This window comes from Caproicibacterium lactatifermentans (assembly GCF_013315815.1).
GTDB lineage: Bacteria > Bacillota > Clostridia > Oscillospirales > Acutalibacteraceae > Caproicibacterium > Caproicibacterium lactatifermentans.
Genome location: NZ_CP046051.1, coordinates 1,935,310 through 1,952,051, shown reverse-complemented (window position 1 = coordinate 1,952,051; position 16,742 = coordinate 1,935,310). Strand labels below are relative to the sequence as shown.

General features: G+C 53.8%; 19 protein-coding genes. 11 read left to right on the top strand and 8 right to left on the bottom strand.

Annotation, left to right across the window (positions count from 1 at the left end):
- The first annotated feature begins 53 nt into the window (after window positions 1-53).
- Both rpsO and GJQ69_RS09480 read left to right on the top strand, forming a co-directional pair.
- Window positions 54-317 (top strand): 30S ribosomal protein S15, encoded by a 264-nt coding sequence (gene rpsO, locus GJQ69_RS09485; RefSeq protein WP_086036744.1) that lies wholly within the window; start codon window positions 54-56, stop codon window positions 315-317.
- Between the two features lie 188 nt (window positions 318-505).
- Window positions 506-2,677, top strand: coding sequence for a polyribonucleotide nucleotidyltransferase (locus GJQ69_RS09480; protein WP_086036743.1), 2,172 nt, complete (start codon window positions 506-508; stop codon window positions 2,675-2,677).
- Between the two features lie 55 nt (window positions 2,678-2,732).
- Here the strand turns inward: GJQ69_RS09480 and GJQ69_RS09475 are convergent, their stop codons facing one another.
- Window positions 2,733-2,954, bottom strand: coding sequence for a DUF378 domain-containing protein (locus GJQ69_RS09475; RefSeq protein ID WP_086036742.1), 222 nt, complete (start codon window positions 2,952-2,954; stop codon window positions 2,733-2,735).
- Between the two features lie 148 nt (window positions 2,955-3,102).
- Between GJQ69_RS09475 and proB the strand changes: the two genes are divergently transcribed.
- Window positions 3,103-3,909 carry a glutamate 5-kinase gene (gene proB / locus GJQ69_RS09470; RefSeq protein WP_174193597.1) on the top strand — a complete coding sequence of 269 codons (807 nt, stop codon included), beginning with the start codon at window positions 3,103-3,105 and terminating at the stop codon, window positions 3,907-3,909.
- A 45-nt stretch (window positions 3,910-3,954) separates the two neighbouring features.
- Window positions 3,955-5,205, top strand: a complete 1,251-nt coding sequence (locus GJQ69_RS09465) for a glutamate-5-semialdehyde dehydrogenase (protein WP_086036740.1) — start codon at window positions 3,955-3,957, stop codon at window positions 5,203-5,205.
- Window positions 5,206-5,212: 7 nt separating this feature from the next.
- Here GJQ69_RS09465 and GJQ69_RS09460 read toward each other — a convergent pair whose 3' ends face one another.
- Genes GJQ69_RS09460 through GJQ69_RS09450 form a run of 3 tightly spaced genes read right to left on the bottom strand, consistent with a single transcriptional unit; the run spans window position 5,213 to window position 6,180 of the window.
- Window positions 5,213-5,560, bottom strand: a complete 348-nt coding sequence (locus GJQ69_RS09460) for a hypothetical protein (RefSeq protein ID WP_174193595.1) — start codon at window positions 5,558-5,560, stop codon at window positions 5,213-5,215.
- A 29-nt stretch (window positions 5,561-5,589) separates the two neighbouring features.
- Window positions 5,590-5,964: a hypothetical protein gene (locus tag GJQ69_RS09455; protein ID WP_086036738.1), complete on the bottom strand. Its 375-nt coding sequence runs from the start codon at window positions 5,962-5,964 to the stop codon at window positions 5,590-5,592.
- A gap of 3 nt (window positions 5,965-5,967) precedes the next feature.
- Window positions 5,968-6,180: a hypothetical protein gene (locus GJQ69_RS09450; protein ID WP_086036737.1), complete on the bottom strand. Its 213-nt coding sequence runs from the start codon at window positions 6,178-6,180 to the stop codon at window positions 5,968-5,970.
- 78 nt (window positions 6,181-6,258) lie between these two features.
- Between GJQ69_RS09450 and GJQ69_RS09445 the strand changes: the two genes are divergently transcribed.
- From GJQ69_RS09445 to GJQ69_RS09430, 4 genes are all read left to right on the top strand, one after another.
- Window positions 6,259-6,726, top strand: coding sequence for a metallophosphoesterase family protein (locus GJQ69_RS09445; RefSeq protein ID WP_086036736.1), 468 nt, complete (start codon window positions 6,259-6,261; stop codon window positions 6,724-6,726).
- An 86-nt stretch (window positions 6,727-6,812) separates the two neighbouring features.
- Window positions 6,813-8,513: a phospho-sugar mutase gene (locus tag GJQ69_RS09440; RefSeq protein WP_086036735.1), complete on the top strand. Its 1,701-nt coding sequence runs from the start codon at window positions 6,813-6,815 to the stop codon at window positions 8,511-8,513.
- A 332-nt stretch (window positions 8,514-8,845) separates the two neighbouring features.
- Window positions 8,846-9,388, top strand: coding sequence for a GNAT family N-acetyltransferase (locus GJQ69_RS09435; RefSeq protein WP_174193593.1), 543 nt, complete (start codon window positions 8,846-8,848; stop codon window positions 9,386-9,388).
- A gap of 41 nt (window positions 9,389-9,429) precedes the next feature.
- Window positions 9,430-10,707, top strand: a complete 1,278-nt coding sequence (locus GJQ69_RS09430; RefSeq protein WP_086036733.1) for a chloride channel protein — start codon at window positions 9,430-9,432, stop codon at window positions 10,705-10,707.
- A 104-nt stretch (window positions 10,708-10,811) separates the two neighbouring features.
- Here GJQ69_RS09430 and mnmA read toward each other — a convergent pair whose 3' ends face one another.
- Together mnmA and GJQ69_RS09420 are read right to left on the bottom strand one after the other, a co-directional pair.
- Window positions 10,812-11,912: a tRNA 2-thiouridine(34) synthase MnmA gene (mnmA, locus tag GJQ69_RS09425; protein WP_086036732.1), complete on the bottom strand. Its 1,101-nt coding sequence runs from the start codon at window positions 11,910-11,912 to the stop codon at window positions 10,812-10,814.
- On the bottom strand, window positions 11,909-12,451 hold the full coding sequence (locus GJQ69_RS09420; protein WP_086036731.1) for a hypothetical protein: 543 nt from the start codon (window positions 12,449-12,451) through the stop codon (window positions 11,909-11,911). Before GJQ69_RS09420 ends, mnmA begins: the two co-directional genes overlap by 4 nt.
- A 261-nt stretch (window positions 12,452-12,712) precedes the next feature.
- Here GJQ69_RS09420 and GJQ69_RS09415 point away from each other — a divergent pair, with 261 nt between their 5' ends.
- On the top strand, window positions 12,713-13,366 hold the full coding sequence (locus GJQ69_RS09415; protein WP_086036730.1) for a CpXC domain-containing protein: 654 nt from the start codon (window positions 12,713-12,715) through the stop codon (window positions 13,364-13,366).
- Between the two features lie 97 nt (window positions 13,367-13,463).
- Here the strand turns inward: GJQ69_RS09415 and GJQ69_RS09410 are convergent, their stop codons facing one another.
- Together GJQ69_RS09410 and GJQ69_RS09405 are read right to left on the bottom strand one after the other, a co-directional pair.
- Window positions 13,464-13,763 (bottom strand): RNA polymerase sigma factor, encoded by a 300-nt coding sequence (locus GJQ69_RS09410; RefSeq protein WP_086036729.1) that lies wholly within the window; start codon window positions 13,761-13,763, stop codon window positions 13,464-13,466.
- The gene (locus GJQ69_RS09405) at window positions 13,760-13,963 is read right to left on the bottom strand and encodes a hypothetical protein (RefSeq protein WP_157659002.1); all 204 of its coding nucleotides are present in this window, start codon (window positions 13,961-13,963) and stop codon (window positions 13,760-13,762) included. The genes GJQ69_RS09410 and GJQ69_RS09405 overlap by 4 nt, the downstream gene beginning before the upstream one ends.
- Before the next feature lie 746 nt (window positions 13,964-14,709).
- Here GJQ69_RS09405 and trpB point away from each other — a divergent pair.
- Together trpB and trpA are read left to right on the top strand one after the other, a co-directional pair.
- Window positions 14,710-15,894, top strand: a complete 1,185-nt coding sequence (gene trpB, locus GJQ69_RS09400) for a tryptophan synthase subunit beta (protein ID WP_086036728.1) — start codon at window positions 14,710-14,712, stop codon at window positions 15,892-15,894.
- Window positions 15,891-16,667 carry a tryptophan synthase subunit alpha gene (trpA, locus tag GJQ69_RS09395; RefSeq protein WP_086036727.1) on the top strand — a complete coding sequence of 259 codons (777 nt, stop codon included), beginning with the start codon at window positions 15,891-15,893 and terminating at the stop codon, window positions 16,665-16,667. The genes trpB and trpA overlap by 4 nt, the downstream gene beginning before the upstream one ends.
- Window positions 16,668-16,742 lie beyond the last annotated feature (75 nt).

Here is a 16,742-nt window from a genome sequence, read left to right as displayed (position 1 = left end):
CAACGACCCTCCTCTGCGTATGCGGCAAATATTATAAAAGGTGGTTTTATCTTATGACAAAGGCAGAAAAGACAGAAATTATGAAGAAGTATGCACGGCACGAGGGCGACACTGGCTCTCCGGAAGTACAGGTTGCTGTCCTGACCAAGCGCATCAATGACCTGACTGACCATCTGCGTACTCACCAGAAGGATCATCACAGCCGCCGCGGCCTGCTGAAAATGGTTGGCACCCGCCGCAGCCTGCTGAACTATCTGGAGCGCGTGGATATTGAGCGCTACCGTGCTATCATCAGCGAACTGAATCTGCGTAAGTAATCTGTTTGTGAACCCAATAGAACCGCCGCGGCCGTCTTGTGCGCCTGCGGCGATTTTTTTGCGCTTTTTTGGATTCTCTACACTATTTTTTAAGAAATGCTATAAATATCAGTAGAAATGTACTATAATTTATGCAATCTATATTAATGGGATGAGCATATGAAAAAGCGCAGAAAGGGAGGCTCACTATGTTTGAGAACAGCAGGACCTACCGAACTTCACTTGCAGGTCGTGAACTGCAGATAGAAACAGGAAAGCTTGCGCAGCTGGCAAACGGCGCCTGTATGGTGCGCTACGGTGAAACGGCGGTGCTGTGCACTGCCACAGCCAGCAGCCAGCCGCGGGAAGGTGTGGATTTTTTCCCGCTGTCGGTAGATTATGAGGAAAAAATGTACGCGGTCGGCCGCATTCCCGGTTCCTTTCTTCGACGGGAGGGAAAGCCGCCGGAAGAAGCCGTTTTGGCGGGCCGCTTAATTGACCGGTCCATTCGTCCGCTGTTCCCAAAGGATATGCGCAACGATGTGACCGTGTCCTGTATAGTTATGAGCTTGGACCCGGATTGTTCGCCGGTCATTGCGGCACTCCTCGGCGCAAGCGCGGCACTGTCCATTTCGGATATTCCGTGGGGAGGACCAGTCGCTGCCGTATGTGTGGGCCTTGCACCGGATGGAACTTTTCTCATCAATCCAACGGAAGAACAAAGAAAAGACAGCCGTATGGCTGTAACGGTCGCTTCCGCAGGGGAACGCATGGTGATGATAGAGGCAGGTGCCAAAATTGTTGCGGATGAGGAAATGTATCAGGGCATTTTGACGGGGCACCGTGCCAACATGGAGCTGTTGCCGCTTTTTCGGACTATGCGGGAAGAAATCGGGAAAGAAAAATTTACATATACAGCAGAACACGCCAGCGATGAGATGCAGGACGACGTGGCAGTGTACGCATTGGACGCTGTGCGCGCGGCGATGGATACCAGCGACAAAATGGTGCGGGACACACGTCTGCAAAAAGTGTATGCGGATGTTTTTGCGCATTTTGCGGAACAATATCCAGACAGTGAAAAACAGCTGGACGAGAGCCTGTACAAACTGCAAAAATATGTTGTGCGCCGCTGGCTGCTGGACGAGAAAAAACGGGTAGACGGCCGCGGAATGGACGAGATTCGCCCGCTGGCGGCGGAAGTAGACCTATTGCCGCGCGTCCATGGTTCCGGCCTGTTTACCCGCGGCCAGACACAGGTCCTTACAACCGTGACGCTCGGGCAGGTGAGTGATGCGCAGACACTGGACGACTTGGGTGAGACCAAAGAAAAGCGCTATATGCATCAGTATAATTTCCCGAGTTACAGCGTTGGCGAAACAAAACCCGGCCGCGGGCCAAACCGCCGTGAAATCGGACACGGCGCGCTGGCGGAGCGGGCACTTCTGCCGGTCATTCCCAGCGTGGATGAATTCCCGTATGCCATGCGGGTTGTCAGTGAGGTGCTTTCCTCCAATGGTTCCACGTCACAGGCAAGCATCTGTGGCAGCACACTGGCACTGATGGCAGCCGGCGTGCCCATTCAAGCGCCGGTGGCGGGCATTTCCTGCGGGCTGGTCACGGAGGGCGAGCACTGGATGACCATGGTGGACATACAGGGCATTGAGGATTTCTTCGGAGATATGGATTTTAAGGTGGCTGGTACCAAAGAAGGCATTACGGCTATACAGATGGACCTGAAAATACAGGGGCTGACACCGGCAATGGTGCGGGAAGCCCTGCTGAAAACGCACAAGGCACGTAACGAAATCATTGATGGGGTTCTTTTAAAGGCGATTCCCGCGCCGCGCGGAAAGCTTTCCAAATGGGCACCGAAGATGGAGACGGTGCAGATTCCAGTCGACAAGATTCGAGAAGTTATTGGCACGGGCGGAAAGGTCATTCGGCAGATATGCAGTGAGTGCAATGTACAGATGGACGTCAAAGAGGACGGCCACGTTTATGTTTCCGGCCAGGAGGAAGCGGGCACACAGCGCGCGTTGGACATTATTCACACCATTGTGGAAGGGCCAAAACCCGGCAGAATATACTGCGGCAAGGTTACCCGGCTGATAGACTTCGGCGCATTTGTGGAAATTGCCCCCGGAAAAGAGGGATTGGTACACATTTCACAGCTGGATATCAAACCTGTGAACAAGGTGACAGATGTTGTTAAAGTAGGTGATTCTGTCATGGTTAAGGTTGTGGAAATAGACAGCCGCGGCAGGCTAAACCTTTCCTGTCGGGAAGCGCGCATTGAGCTGGAAGGGCTAAATCCAGCGGATCTGCCGGCACCACAGCCGAGGGAAAATGCCCACCGCAGGCCGACAAAACCCCGTTAGGACAAAAAAACAGAACTGTAGCAAACAGTTCTGCCTTTTCATAGGGGGACGGTGGTCAGATTGCGCCGTGTTCTATATCCGATTCGGTTGTAATGCGCTTAAAGAAAATGGAAATAGACCACAGGGCAGCAATGCCGATGACGGCGTAAATGATGCGGGCAAGCATGGTGGCAGGGCCGCCGCAAATCCATGCAACTAGGTCAAACCGAAAGAATCCGACCAATCCCCAGTTGATTCCGCCGACGACGATGAAAAAAAGAGCAATTTTGTCAAGCATTTTATCATATCCCTCCTTCCCTTTCGCTTAGTATTTGTCTTTCTGCCTGAAATATGATGTTTTCCCTTTCGCAGGTAAAGTATGCTATAATTAAAAGAAAATTTGCCGATGGCGTTCTGCGCTGCGGCGCAGACGGAGGGAACAGAAAATGTCACATATCACGCAAGCAAAACGAGTGGTCATTAAGGTTGGAACCAGTACGCTGGCCTATGAAAACGGACGGCTGAACCTGCGCCGCATGGAGGAACTGTGTAAGGTCCTGTGTGGTTTACAGAATGAGGGCAGGGAGGTGGTTCTGGTCAGCAGCGGCGCCGTAGGCGTTGGTATGGCAAAGCTTGGCCTGCACAAACATCCGGAAGAAATTGAGCAGCGACAGGCAGTTGCCGCGGTTGGTCAATGTGAGCTGATGTTTATGTATGATAAATTTTTCGGCGAATATAATCATACAGTTGGTCAGGTGCTGCTTACACGGGACGTGGTACAGAATCAGGTTACGCGGAAAAATGCAGAAAATACATTTTTAACATTGCTGCACCTTGGCATTATTCCGGTTGTCAATGAAAACGACTCCGTTGCAACGGATGAGCTGGCCGGAAAAAATTTTGGTGACAACGATACCCTTTCAGCAACCGTGGCGGTGCTGTCACAGGCGGATCTGCTGGTTATTTTAACGGATATTGACGGCTTGTATGACGGCAATCCGCGCACGAACCCGCAGGCTAAGCGCATTCCTTATGTTTATGGCATTACGGATAAAATTAAAGCGCTGGCCGGCGGCGCGGGCAGTGACCTCGGCACCGGCGGCATGGCGACAAAAGTATCGGCGGCGGAAATTGCCAACCGTGCGGGAATCCCCTGTGTTGTCCTTTCAGGGGCAAACCCGCGGGATCTGTATGATTTGTTTGACGGAACTGTTTTGGGTACGACCTTTGTACCGGCGCAGGCAAAAAACTAATAATAGGTATTTTCAGGGCAGGGGTTTCTAAAGAAAGGAGCACACATGACACTCATTGAAATGGGACAGGCGGCAAAAGTAGCATCGTCACAGCTGGCAGTGGCCGGTGCGGCACAGAAGGATGCGGCACTGCGGGCAGCTGCAGATGCACTGGAGCAGGGTGAGCCAATGCTGCTGGAAGCAAACCGAAAGGACGTACAGGCGGCGGAAGCGGCGAGGATGCGCCCCGCTATGCTGGACCGCCTGACACTGGATCACACCCGTATTTCTAACATGGCGGACGGTATGCGGCAGGTAGCTGCGCAGGAGGACCCTATAGGGCAGGTCATCGAAGGACGCAACCTGCCAAATGGGCTGGAAATCCGCCGGGTACGGGTGCCGCTGGGTGTTATTGGCATTATTTTTGAGGCACGGCCGAATGTGACAGCCGATGCCGCGGCACTTTGCCTGAAAGCGGGCAATGCCGTTATTCTGCGCGGTGGAAAAGAAGCAATCCACAGCAACACCGTGTGTGCGGACCTTATGCGCGGCGCGGTCGAAAAAACGGGATTGCCGCGGGACTGCATTCAGTTGGTGCAGGATACCAGCCGCAGCTCTTCCACCGGCATGATGCAGATGACCGGCTACCTGGATGTCCTCATTCCGCGCGGCGGCCGTGGCCTGATTCAGAGTGTGGTGCAGAACGCAAAGGTACCGGTTATCCAGACTGGTGCCGGCAACTGCCATGTGTATGTGGACGACAGCGCGGATATTGAAATGGCCGCCAATATCGTTGACAACGCAAAGACCAGCCGCCCCAGTGTCTGCAACGCAATGGAAACGCTTTTGGTCCATCAGGATATTGCAGAAAAAGCCCTGCCCGTTATCGGGGCAAGGCTTTTGGAAAAGCATGTAGAACTGCGCGGCTGCCCGCGCACCCGTGCCATTTTGGGCACGGACAAAGTCGTGCCGGCAACGGAAGCGGACTGGGCAACCGAATACGATGATTATATTCTCGCCATTAAAGTGGTGGACAGTCTGGAGCAGGCGCTGACACATATTGCAAAGTACAGTACCGGACACAGCGAATGCATTGTTACCCGGAACTACCGGAATGCACGCATTTTCCAGCAGCGGGTAGACAGCGCGGCCGTATATGTGAACGCCTCCACCCGCTTTACAGACGGCGGAGAGTTTGGCCTGGGCGCAGAAATCGGCATCAGCACACAAAAGCTGCATGCCCGCGGCCCAATGGGTGTAAACCAGCTGACCAGTACGAAGTTCCTAGTCATGGGCGACGGGCAGGTACGGGCATAATGAGGCCCTACAAAAGCAAATACAAAAGCGCAAACAGCAGGGATGGGTCAGAGTGTTCTTCCTGCATCAGCAGGAGAAGAATACTTAAAATGAGATTTCGTTCGCCGTCCGCAAACAGTGCCTGAAAAAAGCTGGGCGGCTGCGGCGCTTTATCCGCTTTTGGCTGCGTGGCCGCGGGCGGTTTTGGCTGCGCGGCCACGGGCGGTTTTGGTGCAGGAGGAGGGGGAGGTCCCTTTTTAGCAAAGGCGCTGCCGCTATAGCCGGGCGGTGCCTTTGCCCGCTGATACATTTCTTGTGTGCGGCGGATTGCGTCTTTGCGCATTTGCTGCATATTTCCCGATTCTTCTGTAGCCACGGTGGAACACCCCTTTCCCTCTGTATTTTTTACAGTGAGCCCAGCAGCCCCGCCTGTTTCAGCATAGGCAGGGCACGCATCAGCTGCATCAGCCGCAGGGCTTCATCCAGTTTTTTCTGCCGTGAGGTTCCCAGCAGCGGCCGCAGGGCATGCAGAAGGCGGGTACTGTTGTCCTCCTGCTGCATGGCGGAAAACATGGGCGCAAGCTTTGTAACCAGCCCAAGCGTTTCTGTGTTCAGTCCGCCAATTCCAGCGGGCGGCGGTGCGGTTGGGGTGGGTTTTGGTTTTGACGGAGGTGCATTGGCGGCACCGCCGCCGCCCAGGGCACCCATAATGGACTGCATCTGCTGCATGGTTGACGGGTCGTTGAGCATGGCAGAAAGTTTTTGGGCAAGGTCTTCCATAGGTTATTTCCCTCCGCCGAATTTTTTCATCAGTTCTTTTGCCTGCGGTGTTGAAAGTAGCTTTTGGGTAGCTTCCTTGCTGTTCAGTACATTGTTCAGCTGTTGTTTTTCAGTTGGGGTCAGCTGCTGTATCAGCTGCTGCACCTGTTCTGGGGTGACTTTCTGCGGAACTTTGCTGGGAAAGCCCGACAGCGGACGATTAGAACGGTTTTGCATAACAGCGACACTCCTTCTGTGTAAATTATGCGTACTGTCCTTACGATATGACACGGAAAAAGAGGAGGTTCTTACAGAATGCGTATACTGGTCGTGTCTGACACACACCGTGACCGATGGGCTTTGCATCGGGCACTGGTGGCACAGCCGAAGGCGCGAACCGTGATTCACCTGGGTGACGGCGAGGAAGAAGCACGGGAAGTGCAGGCTTCCTTTCCGGAAAAGACTTTTTATATGGTGCGCGGCAACTGTGACTGGGGCAGCAAACTGCCTGCCCGCCTGATAGAAAAGATTGGCGGCGTCACTTTTTACATGACGCACGGCTACGCCGAGCACGTAAAGTACGGCATGGATGAGGTGGAGCAGGCCGCCCGTGAAAACGGCGCGCAGGTTTTGCTTTTTGGCCACACGCATGAGGCGCTCACCGCATACGACAGCGGTCTTTATATCCTCAACCCCGGCTCCCTGCACGGCAGCACGGGAACGTATGGTTATGTCGACATTACAGGGGCCGGTATTGTTACAAATATTGTGCATCTGCATTGACTTATAAATCATGAAATGGTAATCTAATGGTAAAAGTATCCGCGCCAAAAAGACGCGGCATGGAAACTGGACAGGAGGATTTTTGTATGACGGAGTATGAAAAATGGCTCGCGCAGGATTTGGCGGACCCGGACCTTATGAAGGAACTGCGGGAGATTAAAAATAAGCCGGATGAGATTAACGACCGTTTCTACCGCAGCCTTTCCTTTGGTACAGCGGGTCTGCGCGGCATCATCGGTGCCGGCACCAACCGCATGAACGTTTACACGGTGGGGCAGGCAACTCAGGGACTGGCCAATTATCTAAACAAACATGTGCAGGGCCGCCGCCCCAGGGTAGCCATTGCGTATGACAGCCGTATTAAATCCGAGGTTTTTGCCAAAGTCAGTGCCGGTGTGCTGGCGGCAAACGGCATTGCCGCCCACATTTACCCATGGCTGTCCCCAACACCGACCCTGTCCTTTGCCGTGCGGGACTTGCGCTGTGATGCGGGCATCAATGTTACAGCAAGCCATAACCCCGCGCAGTACAACGGATACAAGGCATATGGCAGTGACGGCTGTCAGATTACTGCCCAAATGGCAACGGATGTCCAGAACGAGATTGACCATACTGATATTTTTAAGGACGTTCATTTCATCAGCTTTGATGAGGGCGTGAAGCAGGGCCTGATTTCTGTCATTCCAGAGTCGGTGCTGGACGCGTTTCTGGACGCGGTTTATGCGGGGCGTATTCTGCAGAAGCCGTGCGGCAACCTGAAGGTTGTGTATACACCGCTGAACGGAACTGGCCGTGTGTGCTGTACCCGCATTATGGAACGCCTCGGTGTACAAAAAGTGGACGTAGTGCCGGAGCAGGAGTGGCCGGACGGGAACTTCCCGACCTGCCCATTCCCGAACCCGGAGATTCGGGAGGCACTGCAAAAGGGCATTGCGTTGTGTGAAAAAACCGGCGATGACCTTTTGATTGCCACGGACCCGGATTGTGACCGCTGCGGCATTGCCGTTAAGCAGGGAACCGAATACCGCCTGATGACCGGCAACGAGGTGGGTGTGCTGCTGCTCAACTTCATTGCCAGCGCGAAAAAGGAGCAAGGCCGCCTGCCGAAAGCACCGGTTGTCGTCACCAGCATTGTCAGTACAGATATGGTTGCCGCGGTTGCGGCAACCTATGGGGTGGAAGTTCGCCGTGTGTTGACCGGCTTTAAGTATATCGGCGACCAAATTGCCGCGCTGGAGGCCAAGGGCGAGGAGGACCGCTTCCTGCTTGGCTTTGAGGAAAGCTACGGTTACCTTTCTGGCGGTTATGTCCGCGACAAGGACGCTGTTGACGCCACCATGCTCATTTGCGAGATGGCAAGCTGGTATAAGAACAAGGGTATGACGCTGGCAGATGCAATGGAGGACCTGTACAAAACTTATGGATATTACCGCAATGAGGTACTGAACTTCGGCTTTGAGGGCGAGGACGGCATGGTCCAGATGCAGCAGATTATGGAACGCCTGCGTAAGCATACGCCGACCGAAGTTTCGGGGTTCCGTGTGGCCGGCTGGAGCGATTACCAGCGCAGTGTACGCAGTGACGCCGGCAAAGAAAGCAAGATTAACCTGCCGCAGTCCAATGTACTGGAATATCGGCTGGAGAACGGCTGCAAGGTCATTGTGCGGCCCTCCGGCACCGAGCCGAAAATTAAAATTTATCTGTCCGCAAAGGGTAAAAATGAGGCAGAAAGCGCCGCACTGACCGAAAAACTGGCCGCCGGCGGGAAAACACTGCTTGGCATTTAAGAAGCAGAATTTCTACATAACATAACAAATTGACGAATTGTGTCGAAAACTTTTTTGCAGAAATGCTAAAAAAATTACGATTTTCCTTGACGAACCCACAAAGATGCGGTATACTATAAACAGTACAAAGTTCGGACAAACGTGGTCCGCGCGATATATTGGAATCAGCGCCGTGCAAAAAGATGCAGTCCGCTTTGCGGGCAGGAACTTGTATAATGAGGGCAGCCTTTATGGCTGCCCTTTTTGCTGTCTGCTTGTTTTTTTCAGTGGGCTCCCTTATAATAAAAATAAATTCGGCCGAAAAGGCCTGTTTACAGAAAGCGGGGAAGGGAATGGAACACTGCGGAAATATCCGTCCGGCAGCGGCGGACGATGCGGCCCGGCTGGCGGAAATATATGCGCCTTATGCTGAGGAAACCGTCATTACCTTTGAGGAACAGGCGCCGAACGCGGCGGAGATGGCGCGCCGTGTACAGCAGACACAGCGGGAATATCCATGGCTGGTGTATGAAGAGGACGGCCATGTGCAGGGATATGCGTATGCGCACCAGCTGCAGTCCCGTGCGTCGTTCCGCTGGTCGGCGGAAGTCAGTATTTATATCAGCTGGCTGCAGCGCGGACGAGGAATAGGCCGTGCCCTGTATGAGCAGCTGGAAAACCGGCTGCAAAAAATGGGCTGCATTCAGCTGTATGCGCAGATTGCCGTGCCAAATCCGGAAAGCGTGGGATTTCACCATGCGTGCGGGTATGAGGACATCTATCTTTATCCCCATGTAGCGTACAAACTTGGAAAATGGTGTGACCTTGCCGTCCTGACAAAACAGTTGCAGCTGCTGCCGGAACATCCGGCGGACCTGACGGACTGGCGGCCGTAAAAGCGGACCGGGACCGAACAGGAAGGGGAAATCTGGCGACAATGGACGAAGAGAAAAAAGAAAATTTGAAGCAGCGTGCCAAGCATAACGGTCAACGGCTAAAGGCCTTCTTCTGCTGGGTGCTGCTCAGTGTCGGAATTGGCGCTGTCATTGGTGGCGGTGTAGGCACACTGTTTTATTATACTTTGCAGTGGTGTACGCAAATCCGTATGCAGCATAGCTGGCTATTGTATTTATTGCCGCTGGGCGGCTTGTTTATCGTGTGGCTGTACCATATCTGCGGTGTCAAAAAAAGCCGCGGTACAGATTTGGTGCTGCTGGCTATCCGCTCGCCACAGCCGCTGCCCGCGCGCATGGCACCATTGATTTTTGCGGCGACCGGCATTACACACTTGTTCGGCGGTTCCGCCGGACGCGAGGGTGCGGCCCTGCAGATTGGCGGCAGCCTTGCCTACGGCACGGGACGCCTTTTTAAGCTGGACGAAAAATCCCTGCATATAGTGACTATGTGCGGTATGGGCGCCGTCTTTTCGGCACTGTTTGGCATGCCGGTTGTAGCGGGCGTTTTTGCGCTGGAGGTTATCAGTGTAGGGGAAATGTACTATTCGGCGCTGGTGCCGGTGTGCATTTCCAGTGTGCTGGCTTCCGGCATTGCGCAGAAACTCGGTGCCAAGCCGGCGCACTTTGTGATTGCCGCTATGCCTGGCGGTATTCATTTGCAGACGGCGATGCAGACAGCACTGCTGGCGGCGCTGTGCGGGCTGGTAGCGATTCTGTTCTGTCGCGTGCTGCATCTGGCAGGAAAACTTTACACACGGTTCCTTCCCAATCAGTATATCCGGGTGCTGGTAGGCAGCGCGCTGATTATCGGTATTACACTGCTGGCGGGCACAACGGACTACGAGGGCGCCGGCGGCAATGTCATTGCGCGGGCAATCTGCGGACAAGCTCGGCCGGAAGCGTTTCTCATGAAAATACTGCTGACAGCGCTGACACTGGGTGCTGGCTTTAAGGGCGGCGAAATTGTGCCCAGCTTCTTTATCGGCGCAACGTTCGGTTGCTGGATGGGTGGCCTGCTGGGGCTAAATCCCGGGTTAGCTGCCGCCATTGGGCTTATCAGCCTGTTCTGCGGCGTAGTCAACTGCCCCATTACAGCCCTGCTGCTGGGCTGCTCGATGTTTGGCTACAGCGGTGCACCGTACTTTTTCCTAGCCTGCGCCATTTCCTATGCGCTTTCCGGATATACAGGCCTTTATGCGGAACAGACTATTTTGTACAGTAAATTTCATGCGAAATTTATCAATAAAAAAGCGGAATAAACGGCCGCTTCTGCGAACAGAACATGAAAAAAGCACAGGCGTATGGCAAAAAGCGAGGGGTGCTTTTTACCGAATGTCTGTGCTTTTATTTCAGTTTTACAAGGCTATATGTCAGCGGGCGGCAGGTCCGGAAAACCCTGCTGAATCACACCACCGCCCAGCAGCAGCGGACCATCATACAGCACAGCGGCCTGCCCGGGAGCGGCAGCACGCTGCGACGTGTCGAAAGTTAGGAGCAGGGAGCCGTCCGGCCGGGGGGAAGCCAGCGCTGCTGCCGGCTTTGCCAGGTAGCGTATTTTTACCTGTACGCGCAGGGGCCTGTCCGGTGCGGGAATGGATACCCAGTTGATTTCCTTTGCCAGCAGGGAACGGCTATACTGGCTGCCCTCCGGACCGAGGACAATGCGGTTGTTTTTGGCGTCCAGATGGGTGACGTACATGGGCTGTCCAAAGGCAATGCCCAACCCTTTGCGCTGTCCAACCGTGTAATGCGTCAGCCCGCGGTGTCGGCCGAGGATGTGGCCGCTTTGGTCGACAAAGTCGCCAGGGGCGCTGTCATGCCCACAGTGGCGGCAGAGAAAGCCCGCATAGTCGTTGTCCGGCACAAAACAGATTTCCTGGCTGTCAGGCTTGTGGGCCACCGGCAGGCCGGCTTCCTCCGCTAGGCGGCGGACCTCCGGCTTCGGGAGACTGCCAAGCGGCAGCAGCGTGTGCGCAAGCTGATCCTGTGTCAAACTGTACAGCACATAGCTTTGGTCTTTGTTGGTGGGGGAGGCCAGCAGCTGCCAGCGGCCATTTTCACCCTTTTGTATGCTGGCGTAGTGTCCGGTGGCAATCGCATCACAGCCGAGTGTTTGTGCACGCTGCAGCATGGCGCCGAATTTCAGCCAGCGGTTGCAGCGAATACAGGGGTTCGGCGTGTGGCCGGCATTATACTCTGCGACAAAATTGTCAATGACTTTTTCTGAAAACAAGTCTGTAAAATTAAATACAAAATGGTCTATGCCGAGCGCATAGCAAACACGGCGCGCGTCCTGTACATCTTTGTAGGAGCAGCAGCCGCCGTCCCGCGGGGGAAAGGCGGGGTCGTCCAGATGCAGGCGCAGTGTGCAGCCGGTAACCTGCCAGCCCTGCTGCTGCAGCAAAAGAGCAGCAACGCTGCTGTCGACGCCGCCGCTCATACCAACTAATACTTTTCCTTTCACGCCTGTGGTTCCTCCGGAGCTGCCTCTTCATCGGCAGGCGTTACAGCAGGAGCAGCGGGTTTTTCCTGCGGATGGTTAGCACTGTCGCTTTCGGATGGAACTGGTTCGTCAGCCGGTGCGGCGTTCTGTGAATTATCCGCCGGTGTTTCCGGCTCAGTGGGAGCCCAGCCTTCAGCGACATCCGAGTCCATGCCGTACTGGCAGTTACCGCAGTCACTGTCACACTCAGTACATCTGTCTTTCTGCGCAGCTTCTGCGTCATTTTCTTCGCGGATTTCTTCCAAACGCTGGAACGCGTGCTTTAGACGGCGGTCACTTTCATCGATGGAATCGCACAGGGCTTCCGCTTCGGGGTTACCCTGACCGCGCATATGCTCATAGTAATATTTCCCCAGTGCAACGTAGGCACGGGCGCGTTCCTCGCGGTCATTCCGAATGACAATGCGCAGGCGGTTTACAACAGCGGTGCGGTGGTTTTTGTCCCGCAGGCCGCCGAATGTGTCGGAAATTTGTTTTCCAAGGTCGTTAAAAAGTCCCATAATACATCCCTCCATACCGCACAGGCGGAAATGCCGTGCGGAAAATAAGCGTTGCGGTACTCATAAACGAAAAGTTACATATCTATTATACCGCATCTTCATTTTTTTGAACAGTAAAAAAATGTGCGGATACAGTGTTTTCAGTGAAGGAATAAAAATTATGTCAAAAGGGGGTTTCTGGTAGGCATTCGGCGCGAAATGTGGTATAATAAACAGAATTCATTTGGAGAATGGGAATGAACACGGGGGTGTTTTTCTTTTATGTCTACACAGGTAAACAAGGACGTATGTTGTCCGCAGTGCGGCAAGCCGGTGCGCACCAAAATGTGGACTGGAATCAGCGCGGACACAGAGCCGCTTCTGCGGCAGAAAGTACGGGATGAAACACTGTTTGATTGGCAGTGCCCGCACTGCGGCTATCAGGCAGAGCTGGTCTATCCGTGCCTTTACCACGATAAAAATCACAAATTTATGATTTACCTGGTACCGGAGGGAAACGAAAAAAGTCTGCGGAAAGTGGAAGTAGACAAACGCTTCCCGCAGCTTGCCGGTGTCAAGAAGCGTGAAGTCGCTTCCCCCATGGAGTTAAAGGAAAAAGTGCTGATTTTTGAGGCCGGTTTGGACGACATGGGCGTTGAACTGGTGAAGTCCGGTCTGGCGGGCATTGTGGAAGAGCGCCAGCACGTATCCGTGGAGGCAGGCTGTTTTTGCTTTGCCAATACGGAAGCGGACCGTATGGGTTTTGTCTTTTTCATTGACGGAAAAGAAGAGCCAATCAAAAAAGCCACCCGCTTTGCTACTTACGAAAAAGCAATGGAAATCAGCCATGACTGCGGCGGTGAGCAGGGGGATGACTTTGTCCGCGTGGACGGCGGGGCTGCTGCCCGCGTACTGGAAACCTATCAGCGCACATAACAAAAAAATAAGCCCGCCCCAAACAGGGCAGGCTGTCAAAAAGGGTTTTCCGCTGTTTTTACAGCGGAAAGCCCTTTTGCTGTCGAACAAATGGAGTTTATGGTTTTTGCAGGAACTGACAGCTGTACTGCAGGGAACGCTGCAGCCGCCGGGAGGCACGCTTTAAGTGCCCGCATACGGTGGAGGGCGCAAGACCCATATCAGCGGCAATTTCCTGTATTTTCAGACCCGCCAGACGGCGCTCCGTGCAGGCACGCTGGCGGGGGGTTAGTTCCTGCCGGATGGCCAGACGCAGCGCACGACGCATGGCGATGCGTCTGGTGTCTGGTTCTTCCCGGTTTTGTGGTGTGCCGAGTTCCTGCGGCAGCAGGTCATAGCTTAAAATGCGGTGCCTCATGGCCGGCTCTCCTGCAGATGGCGCCCGGTTGCACGGCACTCAAGGTACATCTGATACAGCATACTTTCCCGCTGGGCGAACTTTTGACTTTCTTCCACACCTAGGGTGCGACTTTTCAGTGCTTTGCGAACAGGCAACAGGTGCTTTTTCAGTACCTCCGCTTCTTGCAAATACTCTTGTCCCCATTTCCAGTTATCCATATTCTTAACCACTCACTTTCTCTGTGCAGCGGAATCCCTCTAAATTCCATCTTACAAAACTTTGGAGTGATATGCAATACTTTTATGAACAAATGTTTGAACAAAGGGGAGCTGAGGTCCATTTTTGGACCTCAGCTCCCCTTTTTACGGGTAAATTTATGCAGAACAGGAACACATGGTCCCTTGAAAGGGCAAAAAAGGGCATGCCACAGGAAATCACCCTGCCGAGAAATTTTTCAGTTCCGGTAAAAAAGTGCAAAAAGCAGTTGACAAATTCTGTTCGCTGCGTATAATGGTAGCAAATCAAATATTACTTTAAACCGATGAAGTGGAGATAAAAACTGTCCATTGCCCGTACAGAGAGCCCGGGAAGCTGAGAACCGGACCGAAAGCAGGCAGTTAAATGGACCACTGAGGGCGCGGTCAAAGGCAGCTGAAAGCTGCCAAGTATTCCGCGACGCAGGGCCAGCGTAACGGGACGGGAGTATGCTGGTACTCCCAATAAGTGTGCGGCACTTTGCCGCGAAACAAGGTGGCACCGCGAGCCGAGAATTTTTAAGGCCCGTCCTTGGCGGATAGATTATATTCTGTCTGCCCGGGACGGGCCTTTTTGCGTTCTTTCCTGGGGACAAAAACTGTGGGAGGGACAAATATGCCGAAACCATATTTGTGGGAGACGGGCCGATATACAGCTGAACGGCCGCAAAGACCCAAAAAAATAGATGGTATGATTAGGAGGCTGCGCAATGGCTAAAGGAAGATTTGGCATTCACGGCGGGCAGTATGTGCCCGAAACACTGATGAGTGAGCTGAAAAGGCTGGAAGAAGCCTATCTGTACTACAAAGAGGACCCGGCGTTTCAGGAGGAACTGCATACTCTGCTGTGCGGTTATGCAAACCGGCCGTCACTGCTTTACTATGCGGAGAAAATGACCAAGGACCTCGGCGGCGCAAAGATTTACCTGAAGCGTGAGGACCTGAACCATACCGGTTCCCATAAAATCAACAATGTGCTGGGGCAGGTACTGCTGGCAAAACGCATGGGAAAGACACGCATTATCGCCGAGACCGGCGCGGGACAGCACGGTGTCGCCGCCGCGACCGGTGCCGCCCTGTTGGGCATGGAATGTGAAGTGTTCATGGGGGAAAAGGATACCGAGCGGCAGGCGCTGAACGTGTATCGCATGGAACTGCTGGGTGCAAAGGTTCACCCGGTGACCAGCGGCACCGGCACCCTAAAAGACGCCATTAACGAGGCCATGCGGGAGTGGGCCAGCCGTGTGGACGACACTGCCTATATCATCGGTTCTGTCATGGGGCCACACCCGTACCCAACCATGGTGCGTGACTTCCAGAGCGTTATCAGCAGGGAAGCACACCGGCAAATTTTAAAAATTCAGGGCAAACTTCCGGATGCTGTGCTGGCCTGTGTGGGCGGTGGCAGCAACGCTATGGGAATGTTTTATCATTTCATTCCCGACAAAGAGGTTCGTCTCATCGGCTGTGAGGCCGCGGGGCGCGGCGTAGACACCGCACAGACTGCCGCCACCATGGGAACCGGAAAACTCGGCGTTTTTCACGGCATGAAGTCCTATTTCTGTCAGAACCGGTACGGCCAGATTTCACAGGTCTACTCCATTTCCGCTGGGCTGGACTACCCCGGCGTTGGTCCAGAGCACGCCTATCTGCGTGACATCGGCCGGGCACAGTATGTGCCGGTTACGGACGACGAGGCCGTGAACGCATTTGAGTACATTGCCCGTATCGAGGGCATTATCTGCGCGATTGAAAGTGCGCACGCGGTGGCCTACGCCATGAAGCTGGCACCCACCATGCGCAAAGACCAGAGCATGATTATCTGCCTTTCCGGCAGAGGAGATAAAGACGTGGTGTCCATTGCCCGCTATCGAGGGAGGGACTTGACAGAATGAACAGAATACACAAGGCTTTTGAAAACGGAAAAGCACTTATTGGGTTTATTACAGCAGGTGACCCGTCCCTTGAAAAAACAGAGGAATATATCCTGCAAATGGTTAGGGCCGGCTGTGACCTGGTGGAAATCGGCATCCCATTTTCGGACCCTATCGCCGAGGGAATTGTCATTCAGGAAGCTGACCTGCGCGCGCTGCAGGCCGACACGACCACGGACGGTGTTTTTGACATGGTAGAGGACCTGCGGCAAAAGACTGATGTGCCGCTGGTCTTTATGACCTACTACAATCCGGTCTTCAGCTACGGCAATGAGCGCTTCTTTGACCGGTGCCGCAAAGTCGGCATAGATGGTATCATTGTACCGGACCTGCCGTATGAGGAAAAGGGAGAGATTCAGGAAACCGCCCGTAAAAATGATGTGAAAGTGATTTCCATGATTGTACCCACTTCCCATGAGCGTATTCGCCGCATTACGGGGGATTCCGAGGGATTCTTGTATATTGTTTCCTCCATGGGTGTAACCGGTATGCGCAGCCAGATTAACACCGGCCTTGCCTCTATTCTGAAAGAGGCACGGGAAAGCACACAGACACCGGCGGCGGTCGGTTTTGACATCAATACACCGGAGCAGGTAAAGAAAATTGGCAGCATTGCGGACGGCGTCATCGTTGGCAGTGCCATTGTTAAGTTGGCAGAGAGGTATGGGGACAATGCCGGCGGGCATATCTATGCGTATGTCAAATCCATGAAGGACATTTTGAGGGAAATATGAGTATGGGAGGCTTTTCACTGTTTGTTTTCAGAATGTTCGCAATTTGTCTGTTTTCTGTCCACAGAAACTGCCTAC